General features: G+C 40.3%; 12 protein-coding genes. 3 read left to right on the top strand and 9 right to left on the bottom strand.

The window, feature by feature from the left end:
• Positions 1–82: 82 nt before the first annotated feature.
• Positions 83–463, bottom strand: coding sequence for an iron chaperone (locus CH365_RS08210; RefSeq protein WP_100768094.1), 381 nt, complete (start codon positions 461–463; stop codon positions 83–85).
• A gap of 31 nt (positions 464–494) precedes the next feature.
• Positions 495–1232, bottom strand: a complete 738-nt coding sequence (locus tag CH365_RS08205) for a TetR/AcrR family transcriptional regulator (protein WP_100768093.1) — start codon at positions 1230–1232, stop codon at positions 495–497.
• Positions 1233–1789: 557 nt separating this feature from the next.
• Between CH365_RS08205 and CH365_RS08200 the strand changes: the two genes are divergently transcribed.
• Positions 1790–4150: a S8 family serine peptidase gene (locus CH365_RS08200; protein WP_125226302.1), complete on the top strand. Its 2361-nt coding sequence runs from the start codon at positions 1790–1792 to the stop codon at positions 4148–4150.
• 48 nt (positions 4151–4198) lie between these two features.
• Here the strand turns inward: CH365_RS08200 and CH365_RS08195 are convergent, their stop codons facing one another.
• The 4 genes from CH365_RS08195 to CH365_RS08180 are packed head-to-tail and all read right to left on the bottom strand — an operon-like array spanning position 4199 to position 9731.
• On the bottom strand, positions 4199–5848 hold the full coding sequence (locus CH365_RS08195; RefSeq protein WP_100768092.1) for a cytidylyltransferase domain-containing protein: 1650 nt from the start codon (positions 5846–5848) through the stop codon (positions 4199–4201).
• A complete protein-coding gene (locus CH365_RS08190; RefSeq protein WP_100768091.1) occupies positions 5823–7382 on the bottom strand; it encodes a spiro-SPASM protein in 1560 nt (519 codons plus the stop codon). Before CH365_RS08190 ends, CH365_RS08195 begins: the two co-directional genes overlap by 26 nt.
• Before the next feature lie 38 nt (positions 7383–7420).
• A complete protein-coding gene (locus tag CH365_RS08185; RefSeq protein WP_425268546.1) occupies positions 7421–8467 on the bottom strand; it encodes a putative peptidyl-prolyl cis-trans isomerase in 1047 nt (348 codons plus the stop codon).
• Between the two features lie 40 nt (positions 8468–8507).
• Entirely contained in the window at positions 8508–9731 is a 1224-nt protein-coding gene (locus tag CH365_RS08180; RefSeq protein ID WP_100768089.1) for an aspartate kinase, read from the bottom strand.
• A 139-nt stretch (positions 9732–9870) separates the two neighbouring features.
• On the opposite strand from CH365_RS08180, the gene CH365_RS08175 reads away from it, so the two are divergent.
• Positions 9871–11691 (top strand): sodium:solute symporter family protein, encoded by a 1821-nt coding sequence (locus tag CH365_RS08175; protein WP_208861187.1) that lies wholly within the window; start codon positions 9871–9873, stop codon positions 11689–11691.
• A gap of 259 nt (positions 11692–11950) precedes the next feature.
• Positions 11951–12832 (top strand): bile acid:sodium symporter family protein, encoded by an 882-nt coding sequence (locus CH365_RS08165; RefSeq protein WP_100768087.1) that lies wholly within the window; start codon positions 11951–11953, stop codon positions 12830–12832.
• Positions 12833–12881: 49 nt separating this feature from the next.
• Here CH365_RS08165 and CH365_RS08160 read toward each other — a convergent pair whose 3' ends face one another.
• The 3 genes from CH365_RS08160 to CH365_RS08150 are packed head-to-tail and all read right to left on the bottom strand — an operon-like array spanning position 12882 to position 16453.
• Positions 12882–14291, bottom strand: coding sequence for a pectin acetylesterase-family hydrolase (locus CH365_RS08160; protein WP_100768086.1), 1410 nt, complete (start codon positions 14289–14291; stop codon positions 12882–12884).
• 27 nt (positions 14292–14318) lie between these two features.
• Positions 14319–15728, bottom strand: a complete 1410-nt coding sequence (locus CH365_RS08155; RefSeq protein WP_100768085.1) for a sensor histidine kinase — start codon at positions 15726–15728, stop codon at positions 14319–14321.
• The gene (locus tag CH365_RS08150) at positions 15725–16453 is read right to left on the bottom strand and encodes a LytR/AlgR family response regulator transcription factor (protein ID WP_100768084.1); all 729 of its coding nucleotides are present in this window, start codon (positions 16451–16453) and stop codon (positions 15725–15727) included. Before CH365_RS08150 ends, CH365_RS08155 begins: the two co-directional genes overlap by 4 nt.
• Positions 16454–16913 lie beyond the last annotated feature (460 nt).

Genomic DNA, 16913 nt, shown 5'->3' with positions numbered 1-16913 from the left:
AAAAGGCCCTAGATGAATTCTAGGGCCTTGCAAACCTAAAGACCTATTTTATTAGTGAGATAGTTAGAGAACTGATCTTTCCTTATTGTAAGGTCTTTTTGAGCAATGTTTTCAGATAAGAAGAAGGGAACTTCTCCTTGTCCTTGATCAACACACAGTTCTTGCCGTTTTCCGATTTTGGAAACTTGGCACGAAATGCCCTTACAAAAGATTCTTCGCAGAAATAGACTGAAAGATGGTTTTTATGGTTCGAGAATGCGACCCATCGCCCATTCCTTTCGAAAGTAGGCATTCCATATTTCAGACTTTCTCTCAGATCCGAAAATTCTTCCCGGATCGAATCCACCAAATCCTTTAATTTTTCACTCCTTATGGAAGGAGTTTTTTCTAAATAATCCTCTACGTCCGGATTTGAATTTGAATCCAATCTGGGGAGTGTAGGAACTAAAGCATAAAGTAACATATTTTGTCCTAGGGGCAGGACCCTATTTCACTTAACCTGCGTTCGCAACCAATGGTAAAGGTTCCAAGCTTGGAGCAGAAACCGCACCACCTTTGAAAAGTTGAGCGAGCTCGCTCCAATCTTCTCTGCTAAAATAATCTAATCCGCCTTCCGGGCAGCCGAGCAGATCTTCTATCGTTTTATGATAAGAAAGCATCAAGTCGTAGATATCGGCTTCGGATTCTTTACTTCTTCCTAAAAGATAGAAAGCAACTTTTTCACCCAAAGCATCGCTTAGGTCGAAAATAATGGAAGTCAGGTGATCCGCTCTTAATGCACTTTTGAGTGATTCGTCCTGCTGGCCTTCTACGATTAAAGAAGCAAACAACGGAAAACTTAAGTCCACGGATTTGCGTCTGATTTTATCTCTCAATTGAAGATTGCTGGCGGAGAAAAGGGATTCTAAGAGGAAGCGGACTTCTTCTGCCTTACCTTTTTTCCAGTTTCTTGCAACTATGAGTGCTCGGCGGAGTTTATCTAGGCCGGTTCCTTCTAATCCCAAATCTCCAATCTCTGCTTGCATTGCTGCATGCGCTTCTTTTGCGAATTGAACTGCGATCTCTTCTAAAAGTTCTTCTTTGGATTGAAAATGGTGGTAAAAGGTTCCTTTAGCTATATCTAAAGCGGATAGAATGTCCTGAATGGATGTGGTTTCGTACCCTTTTTCGAAGAATAGCCGTCTAGATTCGTTGAGAATTCTTTCTTTTGTGGAGATTTTTGCTGGGATCATCGTGGTTCCTCCTGCTAAACCGACGGTCGGTATAGACCGTTAGTCGGTTTTGACAATACATCCGACTATGCGTCGGTCAAACATATTTCAAAACAACGGTCAAAAAAATCAACAAAGGAAACAAATAAAATGAAAAATGTTTCCTGACTTTCTGGCGGAAAAACCGGCGGTCGGTCGAGTTTGAAATATTTAGTCTTGAGAAGGGCGGAATCTAAATTCCAAGTCGTTTTCAAAGAATACGCTGCCCTCGGTTTTTAACGTTAGGCGAAATTGACTTAATCGATTAATTAGGAGGATAGATTTTTAGAATATAATATTTTTTTAATGTTTTTGAATAGTTCGTCGGCTTACATTTCAATCCTTATGATTTATCCCAAAAGGGGTAGGTTTTTGCCTAACGTGTTTGCTATGTCATCTATCAGACGCATTTAAAAAAACGAAATTCTGCTTTTTTTTAGACATATTTGCCTTAGTTGGAATTGTGACGGATAAGGTAATTGAAGGGTTCAACTTCGGTTAATTGAAAGTAAGTTTAACCGAATGTTAAAGGTGAAAATATGACGAAAAGATTTTTGAAACCAGCGCTTGTATGTATCGTTTTATTTGCGGTTTCTTGTAATAAGCCTATTAGCCAGGGCGATTGGCTTAATTCTATTTTTTCGTTTAATTTATCCGTAGGCCAAAAGAATTCCGGAAATGTAAACGCTTCTGAAGAAGTAGTTAATATGTATGCGGACAAGATCCGATCCGGAGCTTACCAAATTAATCCGGGAGCCCCTCAAACTTCTAGACTTTCCGTAAGTATGGGTGTTTCTACAGAAAGTTCTTCAGCTTTGCCTGATCAATTATGGATTGATTTAAAGGAAATCGAAGTCGTTTCTTCTTCCGGCGAGAGTACGATTCAAGCTACAAGTGCATTGTCTGTCGACTTGATACAAGCCCAAGCAAATCCGGCGTTACTTTTAAAAAAATTAACAATAGGCTCCGGTTTTTATAAACAAATTAAATTAAGATTATCGGATTTAGAAGGAAAGGCGGTTAAGTCCGGTCAGGAATACACCGTCACTATTTCGGGTAACGAAGAAATTATCATAAAACAAACTTCTCCCTTTGAATTGGTTACCGGACTTTCTACAAATCTGATGTTGGAAACGGATTTTAGTTCTCTTATTTTTATAGACGGTCAGGGATACACATTTACTCCCCAAATTAGTCTTAAAGAATCGAATCTTTCACTCCCTTTCGTGCAAGGCTTAGCTATCGTAAAATTCAAAACGGTAATAACGAAAAGTTTTAGCGAGGAAGGATATGCAGTTGTCGGTTTGGAATCCACGGACCTAATCCTGAAAAAATATGAATGCGGTGAGATATTTCCAATTTCGGATTCCTTAGGAGAGCTGGACACGGAAGCAAGTTCCGCTGTCGGATTAGATCGAACGTATCTTTTGGTCTTCAAGGAGGATCGTGATATTCTCGAAGCATTATTTGAACTTTCTGCGGATCCGAATGTAGAATCGGTTAGTTTAAATAATTTTGTGGATTCCAGCGAAACTGTTCCAAATGATCCGGCTGCAAACAAATACGGCGGATTCGGAAGAGAGCAGGTAAAATATTTGGATCCGATTCGTGCATATGATGGCTGGGACATTACCAAAGGTAGTCCAGATATCACAATTGCAGTTATAGATACCGGTATTGACGATGGGCATCCTGATTTGGCGGGACGAGTAATCCAAGGCCCTTCCATTCGATTGGTGACGGACACGTTATTCTTAGTATGGGATAAGACTATTTTAGTCGTTCCTTATTTAAAGACCGTATTGGGTCCGAGTTTTATTCCAAAACTTCCTTTATATTACTCTTCTTTTCATGGGACTCACGTTGCAGGAATTATAGGCGCAACTGCTAATAATAGTCTAGGAGGAGTGGGGTTAAATTGGAATAGTAAAATCCTTTCTATTCCAGTTTTTGATTATTGGGCTTCTGAAAACGATTTAAGAACTACTGATCTTCAGGTCGGAACTGGTATCTTGGAAGCGGCAAGACGTGGCGCAAAAGTGATTAATATGAGTTTGGGGGGCGAAGGTTTTTTTATATGCCAGTTGGGTTGTTTACGCACTATTTTCTCGCACCAAACTGAAAAGGATGCAGTTGCTTATGCGTATGCCAAGCGGATTGTTTTAGTTGCTTCCGCAGGAAATGAAACCAAGAAAATTTCTCCTTTTCCTGGAACTGCAGAGGCACCAGGTGCTTATCCTGCTAGTTTTCCGGAAGTGATTTCGGTTAGTGCTTTAAGTTACGGTTGGAGTTATAACCAATTAACGTATTTTTCTAATTATGGAAAAGTGGATGTAGCTGCACCAGGAGATCTCATATACTCTACTACATTACAAAATTCATATATTTATGCAGCCGGAACTTCCATGGCGGCTCCAATGGTTTCGGCTCTTGCAGGGCTTGTTTTAAGTTTAAGACCCGAGTTACATCCGAGTATTGTAAAAGAAAAAATCTGCAATAATGCGACTAGTTTAGGAACAACTGCAGCTGCTATTGAGAAATACGGGTGTGGCAGGCTTAATGTCGGAAATACTCTGATTACAATGAATTCGGAATTTCCTCCTCCTCAAATTACGTCGAATTGTGGAGCACCTGGGCAGCCGGCTTGTTGGGCGGGAATGTATTTAGCTCCTTGGTCACATCAGTTTACTGCAACCGATGGCCTTCCGCCATATACATGGTCTGTAGTGAGCGGAAGGCTTCCCGGAGCTGCTGGATCTACACAGTACAATACTAACACCGGTTATATGTGGGGGCCTGCGACTTTCTGGTGGGGACCAGGTTGGACTTTTGAAATGAAAGTGACCGATGCAAGAGGTAATTCGGATATCAGAAGTTTCTACTTCATATCTACTTTGTAGATCTTTTGTCAGAATATTTTAGTTAACAGTTTTGTTAGATTAAGTAGTTTAAATAATAGAATCTATTTTATCTAACAAAACTTTATATCCATTCTCTCCGACCGTCTTTGCTCCTAAAGAGAATTCGACTTTTTGCCTCAAGTCCGTAAATGGAATATTATATTTTTCTAAAATATGAGAAAGTTCCCTATGAATAGGCGAAATGGAGAAGGTTGCAGAAGGGATTTTTAAGAACAGGGCCTCGAACAGACTTTGGCCGAAATATCCCAAGAATTTTTCGGAAGATCTCAATGTTTGCAAGTATTGGACTCTTGAAAGTCTAGAATAATATTGTATCTCGTTTGTTTGAGGAGGAGTTCCTCCGATCCGGATCTTTTTTTTAGAGGAATTTTGGACAAGGAAGCTATCTATATTTTCAGATTCTTCCTTTCCTAGGTTTCCCGCGTAACAAAAGATTTCATACTCTTTATGAGAACTTTTTTCTTCGTTTGTTGCGGCTGAGATCAGATTCGGAGGGATTAGGATTTGCTCCCAGTTAAAATTACGATCGTTCCCTGGATGGGGAAGAAGGTCCCAAAAATCGTATTTCCGTTTATAGTCCGTTTTAAAGTTTATGTTATCGGCCAATACCAAGTCACGGGCTTCGGGAGCCAACAAGCTCCTATCTTCTCCGAAATGATCTAAGAGTAAAACTTTCGTTTTTTGATAAGAGATCGGGATCTTAATATCCCTATAATCTATTAGAAGAATATTATATTCTCCGTCTTTCGGAAATGTAGAAAGCCATTCAGGCTCCCAGCCTCTATACGGTAAGAAAGAATACAGAAGAGAAGTCCTAGAAAAATGTCCTGAACCGAATTCCTTTGCGGGAGCGACCAATACTGCGACTTTTCCTTTATATGTTTGGTTCGGAGAAGGAAGAGCGAATTTTACCTGAGGAACATCCAGGTTCTTTTGGAATAAAGAAGGTGATTCTTTTTCCCATTCTAAAAATTCTTTCGTATTAAAATTGCCAATAGACTCGAACGATTTCTGAGTAAGTAAGTCAGAGACGGTTTCAAAGTCTTCAGGAGTATCCACAGTTAGTCTGAAATTTGCCAGCCTGGAAACTTCTTCTTTTGTCAGTAGACTAGGGATAGCGGTAATTTTGTATAAATTCGGATCTTCTTTTATATGAAGGCTTACATGTTCTTTATGTCTTTCTTCTTGTTGTGAGTTTGAAAGATTTAGAAGTGTAGAAGTCCTAAAAACTTCTCCTCCGGTTCCAAGAGGTAATCCTTTAAAATAGGCCAGATCAGAATCAGATTCTATGAACGTTTGGATGAGTAAATCTAAATGAGTCGTGTCATAAAATGGATTGTCCCCAGTTAGCCTAAGGATTGCATCCGCATTGAATTTTTCGGAAGCAAGAATATACCTTTGTCGTACATCTTCCAAAGGCCCGAAGAAGTGGTGCATTCCGTTCTTCTCTAAAAAAGACTCCAGTTCTAAATCTCCTTCCGGGATTAGGTATATGATCCTGGAATTCGGTAAGATCTTTAGAACCCTGGAATGAATATGATCCAAGATCGTTTTGTCCGAATTGGGAGGAATTGGACGGATTACTTTTTTAGGAAATCTTGTGGATCCGGTCCTCGCCTGTATAAAAGCGAATAAAGAACGGACCTTAGGTTTAGGCGTTAAATGTATACCACTCATCGCAGGAAATACAAGGGGCAGGAATGGTTTCATGTTCTCCTTTTGCAGAAGAAGTGAAAAATGGATTTCCTTTTGCCCAAATCTGTTCCAAGGAGTCTTGATTTAAATTTCCGATAGAATGTTTTTTGGAACCGGGAGTTTGTTTGCAGATAGAAACTTGGCCGTCCGCATTTAAATATAGATCTCTGGAGATATGCCAGCAAAAATCTCTACCTAAAGGTGTAAGATCCGAGGCTCTCCTTTGAGGAAGAATATCCGAGTAAGAATTATATTTTTGTAAAATGATCTCGTATCCTTCTTTTTGGGCCTGTTCATACCAGGAATCCAATTCCGTATCTATTTCTTGGATTTTTAGGAATTGCAAATGGATAGAAGATTTAGGTAAGACCTGAGAAATTGCCGTCAGATTTTGTAAAACCTTGTCAAGGTTGTCTTTCCCATAAAGTCCGGAATAAACTTTTTTGTCTCTGGTGGTTAGATTTACGATCAACGCGATCTTCTTCTTTTCTTCTTCTTTTAAAGAAGAAAGCATTTTAATAAAATCGGAGAGATCACCATACAAAGCGGATTCGATAAACAGTTCTTTTAGATTCGGAGAGGTCAGAGACTTTTGGACTAACTCTGAAAAATTCGGATGGAGACTAGGTTCTCCCAATCCACCGAAACATACACTATAAGGGAGTCCTAAAGTTTCCGCTTGGGATAAAAGTTTGTCTAAGATCCGAGGATCTAAAGTGATATTATCTTCTTCCGGTTTTAGATTTTGTCTAGGGCAAAAATTACATTCGTATTCGCAGCCTCTATACAATTCTATTTCGTAATAACTAGGAGCGGAGCGAAATATTTCAGGACGGGAGATCAGAAAGGATTGGATTTCATCATACTTCCAGTTTTCCTTCTCCTTTAAAAAAGAAGATAAAAGTCTGAACGATCTAGGATTATTTGAGGAGAAGTCTAATCTCCATTGTCGGATATCAGGAGATGTATAAAAAATTTCTGTATCGAATTGATTGATATTCTTGGCTAAAAAGTCCTGGGTTCCGCCTGCATAACCTGTCGGAAGACTTCTTACAAATTCTCTGGAAAGAATTCTAGGCACAATACCTGGAGGAAGATTTTCCGAATAAGAATACTGTGCCAGATATTTTTCATGACGAAGTATCAATTCTTCCGTAAGAGTATGGTCCAATATAGGCGCAAATCCGTCGAAAACCAAAAAGCAGGTCTCATCCCATTCCGGATCTCCAGTCCTGGAGGCGGGGAGCGCTTCACAGATTTTAGAGAAAAATTCGGTTTCCGATCCGGATTCTAAAATTATAAAATCAGAATATTCTAATTTGCTGCAGATCTTTTTAACTTCATCAATTGCCCCGAATTTTCGATTAGAATATACTGGGATATTTTTTAAGACGGAGGATAATTTCTTAAGAGTAAGTTCTAAATACAGAAGAGATGTCTGCTGATCTATATTTCCCTTTACGGAAATAAGATCTTCGGGACGATAAAATACGACTGCTTGGGGAGGATATTTCATATTTTGTTCGAGATCCGTTTCGCTTCGAATTTCCGAACTTAATCCAAGTTGAAATGTTCTTGTTGGTCCGGGATCTTATTCTCTTTTTTATACGCTTCGTCGAAGATCTGTATCGGCACAGTTGACCTGGATTCTCTTACCCATTTTATAAAATTTTCATCTTCTTTTTCACGGCTGAGAAGATTTACAATTCCTTGGCGTACGTTTTCCAAAGGTGTAGGTCTTTTACCTTCTACTTTAACGATACAATAACGTTTTCTTTCGTCTCTGAATACTTCTGAAACGGAACCGACAGGTACTGAGGATAATGCCACAGCAACGGAACGGTTTGTTTTATATAATTCGAAAGAAGAGATCCAATCGATAAGTCCTTTTCTGGCTCTTAAGCCTGCATCGGTATTTCTGGGAGAACCTGCGATCAAGCCGAAGGACGCGGGATCGGATAAAACGCTTTTTTTAATCTCGGTTGCTTCTTTGTGGATTCTGGATTCTTCCGTAATGGAATCATTATTAGGAGAGATTGCGATCTGTCTGTATTGTACTTCGAATCCTACTTTTTCTCTATTCTGAGCATACCATGCACGGATATCTTTATCGGAAGGAGGGTGGTTTGGCACCTTGTACTGCATGAGCTGAGTTTTTTTGATTTGGTATGGAAGTTCCGTATACCATAATTCATAAGACATTCCGGAGCTGGATTCGACCGCCTTTTCGAATTGTTTACGAGAAGTGATCCCCATAAACTCCATTCTTTTTTCGATCTCGCTCTCTAATCTTTTTTCGTTCACCTGAATGGATTCGTCTTCGGAAATAGAATCCACTACAGCTCTATCTATCAAGAAATCTATGATTCTAGTGCGGAGAGATTTTCTCATGTCCTCGTTTTTGAGGTACTTGGTAAGCCTTTGGTATTTATCTTGGGCGTCGTCAAAATCCAATTCGCTGATGGACTGGTTTCCGACGGTTGCGATAATCCTATTCAAGGATTCAGCAGGCCGTATCTCTGAAGTGAATACACTTAGAGAAACTATACCGGAGAATAAGGCGAATTTACGCGAAAATGAAGCTGAGGATCCGGGAAAAATTCCTAACACAGGGAAAAGGATGTTCCCGATCCTCTCCTGTTCAACCGTTTTTCGACAGCCCGAAGGTCTCGTGGATCTTGTTTACGGCAATTTCTGCATGAATTCTTGGTATTACACAGGAGATTTTAATCTCAGAAGTGGAGATCATTTCAATATTGATCTCTTTTTCCGCCAAAGCTTTGAACATTTGAGCAGCCACACCTACATGGGATTTCATGCCTATGCCTACTGCAGAAACGATAGAAATCTCCTCGTTAATCTCAGGCTTTTTGGCTCCTTGAGAATTAGAGAAGGATTCCAAAATAGGAAGAGCTTGGCCTAGGTCTTTTTTAGGAACTGTGAAAGAAATTGTGTTTCTTCCATTATAAGGAGAAGATTGAACGATCACATCTACAAGAATGTCTTTAGAGCTTAAGTCTCCGAATAGAACTGCGGCAAGTCCAGGTTTATCTGGAACATCCGCGATTGTAATTCTGGCTTGGTCGTTCTTTGCGGTAACTCCGCTTACTTTCAATTTTTCCATAATTTTGTCCTCGTTTACAACCAAAGTCCCCGGATTATTATTAAAGCTGGAACGTACATGAATTACCACGTCATAGTTCATTCCTAATTCCACACTTCTGGAATGAAGAACGCCTGCGCCTAAGCTTGCGAGTTCCAACATTTCCTCATAAGTGATTTGAGAATGTTTCGTGGCTTGGGGAACCACTCTTGGGTCCGCAGTATAAACTCCGTCCACATCTGTATAAATTTCACATTCTTTTGCGCCAAGCACAGCAGCTAACGCTACCGCAGAAGTATCCGAGCCACCTCTTCCCAAGGTAGTGATATTTTCGTTTTGATCTATCCCTTGGAAGCCTGCTACGATCACGACGTTCCCTTCGTTTAACGCCGCATCTATTCTAGAACGATCCACTCCTTGGATCTTTGCATTGGAGAAGTTCCCATCAGTGATCATCTTGATCTGAGAACCTGTGAATGATTTTGCAGGAACTCCAGCTTCCCAAAGAGCCATTGCAAGAAGAGCGATCGAAACCTGCTCTCCGGTAGACAATAACATGTCCATCTCTCTCTTCGGAGGATTTTTGGTGATCTTATCGGCAAGATCCACTAGCTCGTCCGTAGTATGCCCCATTGCGGAAACGACTACGACAACATGGTTGCCTTCTTCATGATAACGTTTAATTCTTCCGGCTACGTTCCGGATGCGATCAGGAGATCCTACAGATGTTCCCCCGTACTTTTGAACGATTATGTTTGCCATCGCTGCCTACCATCTTTTTGGGCTCGGAGCGGGGATCAAGAGAAATCAAATAAGAAGGAAGGGAAAGAATCCTTGTTTTCAGGGAAAGTCGGCCGATCTTTATGGAGAGTTCTCCCTTCTTCGGGAGAAGGGGGGCCCCATTTTTTCTCCTATCGATTGGTATCTAATCTTAGCCTATATCATTTTCGCTTTTTCGGCTGGGCTTCTTCTTTCCTCTAAGGCCGGAGAAAGTTTGAGCTCCTACTTCGTCGCAGACAGAAAACTTCCTTGGTGGTGGCTCGGAACTTCTATGGTGGCGACCACATTTGCTGCGGACACTCCTTTGGTCATCACAGGAATGGTGGCCATGGACGGGGTTGGCGGGAACTGGCTTTGGTGGAGCTGGGCAATCGGTTATTTGATTATTACGGTATTCTTTGCAGCTTCTTGGAGAAAGGCAGAAGTTCTTACGGATGTAGAATTCGTAGAATTACGATACTCCGGAACGGGTGCCGCGATACTCAGGGCCTCCAAGGCTTTCTTCTTAAGTATTCTTTTTAATTCCATCATATTGGGCTGGGTCTTTAAGGCAATGTCCAAGATCACTGCTCCCTTCTTGGATTGGAACGTATTACTCGGTGCAGAAGTTTTCGGATCCATCTCGGAAGCCTGGCCGAACTTTCTAATATTAGGAGATTTGAATACTACACTCACAGTTCTTATTCTTTTCTCAGTTGTAGTGTTTTATAGCAGTATGGGTGGGATCCAAGGAGTAATCCTGACTGACTTATTCCAGTTTGCTTTGGGAATAGGCGGTGCAATCGTATTTGCGATTTTTGCGATCCAATACGTGGGCGGCTTAGAAGGTCTATATTCCAAATTAGAAATATTATATCCAGGAAAATCAGAATCTATCGTTTCATTTTGGCCAAGGATAGGGGAAGAAGAGCATGGACTTCCTCTTCAAGTTTTTCTAATATTCATCGGTGTGCAATGGTGGATCCAATATCATTCAGACGGATCCGGATATTTAGCTCAAAGATTACATACTGCAAAAACTCCTAAGGATGCGGAACTAGGTTCTCTTTGGTTTAATATCGCAAACTTTATTTTACGCACCTGGCCTTGGGTACTGACTGGGTTGGTATGTTTGGTAGTATTTCCTTTACAAGATGCGGATCTATTTCAACCGGAAGGTGTGGTTGTTCAATCCGATAGAGAGATCGCGTATCCAGTGCTTATGAAAATCGTTTTACCTGCAGGTTGTTTGGGATTGGTGTTCGTGAGTTTGATGGCCGCGTTCATGTCCACTGCGGACACTCATATTAACTGGGGTGCCAGCTATCTAGTGAACGATCTATATTTAAGATTTTTAAAACCGAATGCAGGAAATAAAGAAACAGTCATTGCAGGAAGGATCGCAGTAGTTCTCATGGCAGGGATTGCTATCTTAGTTGCAACTCAGATGAACTCTATTGCATCTGCTTGGAAGTTTTTCTTGGCAATGGCCTCCGGTTTAGGTTTACCTCAAATCTTAAGATGGATCTGGTGGAGACCAAACGCATGGACAGAATTATCCGGAATGGGAACTGCTCTCGTTCTTTCATTAATTTTATATAAAGTATATCCGGATGTAAACGCAGATTATCTTTTATTCTTCACTGCATTAGGAAGTGTGATCGTTTCTATTTTAGTGACCTTCTTGACTGCTCCCGTTCCGGATCAGGTGTTAGATGCATTTGTGGCTAAGTTACACCCTTTCGGTTTCTGGGGAAAATGGGGTGGAGTTTCTGCTCGTAAAAAATTCTATTCCCGAATTCGGATCTGGTTATTAGCAATCTTCTCCTTATATGCTTGGCTTTTTGGTATAGGCTATATTCTACAATTGAAATATTCATTAGGCGGTATCTTCCTTATATTCGGAGTAATTTCGGGACTTATAGTTTTGAAGTTATGGGGAAAGAAGGATTCAGTTTCCTAATATAAATTGTCTTTTTGACGATCGCAATTTTCTGCCCATCCGGATCTAATACTTCTATAAAATAGATCCGAGTTGTTTTCTTTTGACAATTTGATTAAAACTCTAGGGCTTTGGGATTAGAAACCTCTTTGGATCGATGAGAAAAAAAGCTTTTCATACCAGGGCTTTCCGGTCAGTAAGATACGTTTCCGGAAAGAAAATCCGAGATTCTTCTCGGAGATAAAAATAATAAAACAGGTGTTATGTTAAGGAGAGAAACATGCAATTAGGTGCAGTCGAAAAGGGGCTACTTCCGGCTCTTTTAGCAATCGTAATGCTCGGAATGGGTTTCGGGCTGGCAATCGGAGACTTTAGGCGGATTTTTACAACTCCTCTCCAAACCTTGGTCGGTACCTTGGGTCATTTTGTGATTATGCCTTTGGCTGCTTACGCAGTTGTATTGATCTTAGGTTTGGAATACGAACTCGCGTTAGGCGTTATTCTTGTGGGATCTTGCCCTAGCGGAACTACTTCTAATTTGGTTAATTATTTGGCAAAGGGAGATGTTGCTCTTGCAGTTGTGATCACTGCACTCTCTACACTTCTTTGTCCATTGCTTACTCCGGTGATTGTTACATTTTTCGGTTCCTTATTGGACCCAACCGGCGCAAGTGTAATGCAGATCTCTTTTGTGGAGATGCTCAAAACTGTTGTAGTGATTATAGTGCTTCCGATTTCCATAGGTATGGCAGTAAAACATAAGTTTCCTAATATTGCTCAGAAGATTGAAACTCCTTATAAAATTTTCTCGATTCTCTTCTTGGTTTTCGTAGTTGCTTTTGTAACGTATAAGAACAGAGACAATTTTATAGAAATGGTTCTTTTAGTAGGACTTGCGGTCATTCTTCATAATACATTCGGATTTATAGCAGGTTATCTTTTTCCTAAGGTACTTGGGATTGCGGAGAAGCAGGCAAGAACGATCTCTATCGAAGTTGCGATCCAGAATACCACTCTCGGTATGACTCTTGCGATCCAATTTTTTGGACCTAAGGTGGCTCTTCCTTCTGCGATCTTCAGTATTTGGATGTACATTGCGGGAATAGCGATGGCTCTTTTCTGGGGCTATGTAGTTCCACTAAAAGAAGAAAAAGCGGCTTAAGGATTAATGAAAAAAAAGAAGGCGGCATTCACCGCCTTCTTCCGAGAGATCATAGTAAGAGATTAACTAACGCGAACCAGAAATTCGTTACGTTTGCATCGTTTGGATTCACACTTTCGAAGAAACTTCTGAACGTAGAACTTCCTAACAGATAATCGTTAATGAAGGTCCCGAGTGTAATTCCGGTATTTTCTATCTCTGTTCCGGTAAATTCCACAATAGAAGTACAATGGCTATCATTGATACTTCTGTAATACGGTATAAAGTATTCGAGATTCGGATACCTATCGTATTGAGCCTTCAAATTCTCGATGTCTTGACCCCATAGAGTAGAAATGATGTATTCCTTATCCGCCGGATTGTTTTCATCCAATCCATAGAATCTTGCATAAGAATACATGGAATAATTGGCATCCCTTCTGAATAGAGTGATCGCCAATTTGTCGCTCGGATATTTTTGGGCTAGTGCCTCGCTGATCTTCCCATAATCCGCACGGATATCCACGGAAGGGAAATCCGGCTGGGCCTTACCGATAAAATACTCTGTATTCCAAGCGTCTTTGATCTTTTGATGCAAAGGCCATTGGTTCCCAAACCCAGGGGCAGGGAATATAGGGCCTGAATCATTCAATAGATAACTTTTGGAAGGACTTAAAGCTTTTCTAATGAAGTGATAATTGATCAAAGATCCGGCTCCACCTGCGCTACATCCGGATACGAGCATCTCTTTTGGCTTATTAAAGTTATTCTTCAGCCAATTGATAACCAGCTCCATATTCTTAGCGCCTACGTGGCGATAGGTAATCGGAGGATTCTGTCCGGTAGGATCAGAATATGTCGCGACCTTATTACCAGCATACACATCTCCGGTGCAGTATGGAAGAAAGACCTTATTCCAATTAGAAGTCTTAACGTTTTGTCCAGTCGGATGGTTTCTTAATATGATCGGAGAGATTACCGCATTCGGACTTCCGCCAGGAACATTCGGATCTATAAACGCTCCGAAGTTCATGTGGTTATCAGGAATACCGTTCGGATTTGCAGCTCCTCTGATACCAGTTTGCCCTGTGCAACTTTCGTAATCCCAACATGCTCCTCCAGGTTCTAGATATACCAACAGTCTGCTCGAATATCCTAAAATCCAATCCAAGATCCCATCAGCACGATCCACGAATATTTTATAAGGTGTTCCGTTGCTGCATACTGCTCCCGGAATGTATACTACATCGTAGGAACCATAGACAACGCTCGTTAGATCGTCCAAAATATTCTGGGCTTTCGGATCCGTGTTATCTAATCCAGCCAGATTCCCCGCACCTTTTTCCGGAGTTTCTAAAAGTCCTCCTAATAAAGCCAGGTCTTGTGCATTGTTCGTATTTTGGTTGGGACTACAGTAGAATGACGTTACGGATAACGCTAGTACTATTCCCCCTAACCATATTCTCTTCACATCTTTCATTTTGATTTGCCTCCAGTTCTTAACTCCCTATTTCGCTTTTGATTGCGGAAATTCTAATATTACCTTGGCTCCTCCGAGTGTTTCGGAATTGCCTAGGCGAATACGGATTCCCATTCTATCTAATAATTTTTTAGCTAATGCTAGTCCGATCCCACTAGAAGATTCGGAGCCAGTAGGTTTTGCAGAGAGAATGGAAAATTCCCTGAACATATTTTTTTCGTCTTCGGGTTGGAACCCTGGTCCTGAATCTTCTATTTTGATGATTAGGATTTTTTCATGTAATTCCGAAACGAGTTCGCTTTTGAGGGAAATTTCTGAACTTTCCGGAGAAAATTTGGCGGCGTTACTTAAAAGATTATCGAATACTCTATACAATATTTGCGGATTTGCCTGAAAGTAAATATTGTGCTCTGATAGTTCATCTCTTACCTTTATGTTTTTTGAGGAGAATAAGAAGTTTAGATTACATGCTACCGATTTTAATAATAACTCCGGATCTAATTTTTGGGTTTGGTTCTCGATGGTTTCTATGTCACCGGAACTTGCGAGATATAAAACGTCTTCTATCGATTCTAAAATTTTACGAGAAGTTCTATCGATATGATCCAGAATTTCAGGAGGATCTGCATAGGAAGAAGCGATCTTATTAGAAGGAGAAATATGGCTCGGTTCTCTCGTATAAAGACCTACTAAACTTAAGATTCCTGTGACAGGACTTTTGAGATCATGGATTGCGATTCTTAAAATTTCAGATTTTCTGATCGATTCCATTACCAATTTCCGATTCAGATCTCGGATAGATTGTTCCTTATGAAATGAATTAACCTTAGTAAGAAAACTGATCAGGTCCAATAGGATAGTCATGACCATTGTGAAGAAAAAATTTTGGATCAAAAAGGACGAGTTCTTGCCCAACCAAAACATAGCAGCGAAGAACACTGCGTAATTTGTGAAATAGATAATTTTCTTCGTTTTATCAGGATAACGAAGAAGAACGGCTATTCCTAATTGAGTAAATGCGAATAAGGAAATATCCGTCCCAAATTGAAAGATGAGCAGGTTCATCGCCGTGCCTGCGGACGTTAAGAATAAGGTTCCTGCTACCGTGAGCCATCTTCTACTGTTTTCACTTTTTAGAATGGGAAAATTCAAAAGAGCGGTAAAAAGAAAACAGCCTGGAATAAAAACAGAGTTATAAATTAAGAGAGGAAAATATCCGGAGTTTTTGAGAAAGTCGGTCCAATCTAGGACGGCAAAGGGAATATAAACTACGAATAAGAATGGAAAAAGATATCTGAGGATTAAATACACTTCGAAGTAAGCGGATCGGATAAATTCTTCGTTACTTCTGAGCTCTCTTAGGATCTGAAAATGTCTCTTTATAAATAATAGAAAGTTCTTGGTCCGAAATCGAATGGCAACGTAGAAATGTTTCACAATAAACCTAAAACCTTATGATTCGAGTTTTTGAATAAAGAGAGGAGTTTACTTCCCTGGGATCGACTAACAGGAATATTGTGATCAGTATGCAATAGTAGTCGGTAAGTAGTAGGTGTTTTGAATAAGATCTTTTTGACCTCCTCCAATCGGACCAGATAACTTCGGTGGGCTCTGAAAAATCCATGGCCTTCTAAATCTTTCTGGAGTTGGTCTAAAGTTTTTCGGACCTTCTCCACGTTTCCATCTTTAGTAAATAATCTGGTATAATTTCTTTCCGATCTTGCAAAAACTATATTCTCTGGCTCTATCAGATTGATCCCTTCTTCTTTTTTGAGAGGAATTCCTTTTGGAGAGAATGTATTAGGATTGGATGAAAGGTATCTTTGGATAGAGATTCCGAATCTTTCTCTTGTGATCGGTTTTGGTAGGAAATCCAACACGGAAAATTCGAAAGCTTTTACTGCGTTGTCTCTCTCGGAAGATACAATGATTGTCTGAAAAAAACTTCTACTTTCGATTTCTAAAAGTTTAAAACCAGTTTCTCCTTGGAGATTAATGTCCAAGAATAATAAATCCAGAGGATTTTTGCGTATAAATTCAGCTGCAGATTCGGGATCAGAAACTGCATGAATACTTTGTATCCGTTCATTCAAAAATTCTTTCGCTAAGATTTCCAAACAACGAGAGGACAATATATCATCTTCTACGATTAGGATTCGCATACGCGGGAGTTTACTCCAGGTTCTAAAACTAGTCAATTTATTAGGGACAAAGAGATCGTATTGGGGGACGAATGGATCGTTTTATGTAAAACAATTGTTATTAATAACGCTTGGATTTTTTGTACAAAATTACTAATAAACTGATATACGTTATGCGAAATATGTGAGGTCGGAAGAAGTTTGGAAATTTATTTTGCAACTGAAAATCATGTTGGAATTCCAACATGTAGGAGATCATATTTGATTGATTTTTGTGGAGAATTGTGATAAAGGCCATGATTCTGAGTGTCGCGGGCCCTTCGGAGCGACCCATAGGGAGCGAGAGGGCGCCGTTTCAACGAGTCGCTGGTCGAGAGAATCAAGGCCGGATGAGCCACAAGGCGAAATCAAAACGATTTGTTTGTTCGAAAGTTTTTTTGGGGTACCACCGTACCGGCCCCCACCCAAGGCAGGGTGGGGA

This window comes from Leptospira neocaledonica (assembly GCF_002812205.1).
In the GTDB taxonomy this organism is placed as follows: Bacteria; Spirochaetota; Leptospiria; order Leptospirales; family Leptospiraceae; genus Leptospira_B; species Leptospira_B neocaledonica.
The sequence above is the reverse complement of the archived record's forward strand: the minus strand, read 5'-3'. Positions and strand labels throughout refer to the sequence as shown.

What these genes read in the sequence shown, in the direction of transcription:
- CH365_RS08160 (WP_100768086.1), bottom strand. Translation starts at nt 14,291, where the DNA reads ATGAAAGATGTGAAGAGAATATGGTTAGGGGGAATAGTACTAGCGTTA.
- CH365_RS08165 (WP_100768087.1), top strand. Translation starts at nt 11,951, where the DNA reads ATGCAATTAGGTGCAGTCGAAAAGGGGCTACTTCCGGCTCTTTTAGCA.
- CH365_RS08190 (WP_100768091.1), bottom strand. Translation starts at nt 7,382, where the DNA reads ATGAAATATCCTCCCCAAGCAGTCGTATTTTATCGTCCCGAAGATCTT.
- CH365_RS08205 (WP_100768093.1), bottom strand. Translation starts at nt 1,232, where the DNA reads ATGATCCCAGCAAAAATCTCCACAAAAGAAAGAATTCTCAACGAATCT.
- CH365_RS08195 (WP_100768092.1), bottom strand. Translation starts at nt 5,848, where the DNA reads ATGAGTGGTATACATTTAACGCCTAAACCTAAGGTCCGTTCTTTATTC.
- CH365_RS08150 (WP_100768084.1), bottom strand. Translation starts at nt 16,453, where the DNA reads ATGCGAATCCTAATCGTAGAAGATGATATATTGTCCTCTCGTTGTTTG.
- CH365_RS08210 (WP_100768094.1), bottom strand. Translation starts at nt 463, where the DNA reads ATGTTACTTTATGCTTTAGTTCCTACACTCCCCAGATTGGATTCAAAT.
- CH365_RS08200 (WP_125226302.1), top strand. Translation starts at nt 1,790, where the DNA reads ATGACGAAAAGATTTTTGAAACCAGCGCTTGTATGTATCGTTTTATTT.
- CH365_RS08180 (WP_100768089.1), bottom strand. Translation starts at nt 9,731, where the DNA reads ATGGCAAACATAATCGTTCAAAAGTACGGGGGAACATCTGTAGGATCT.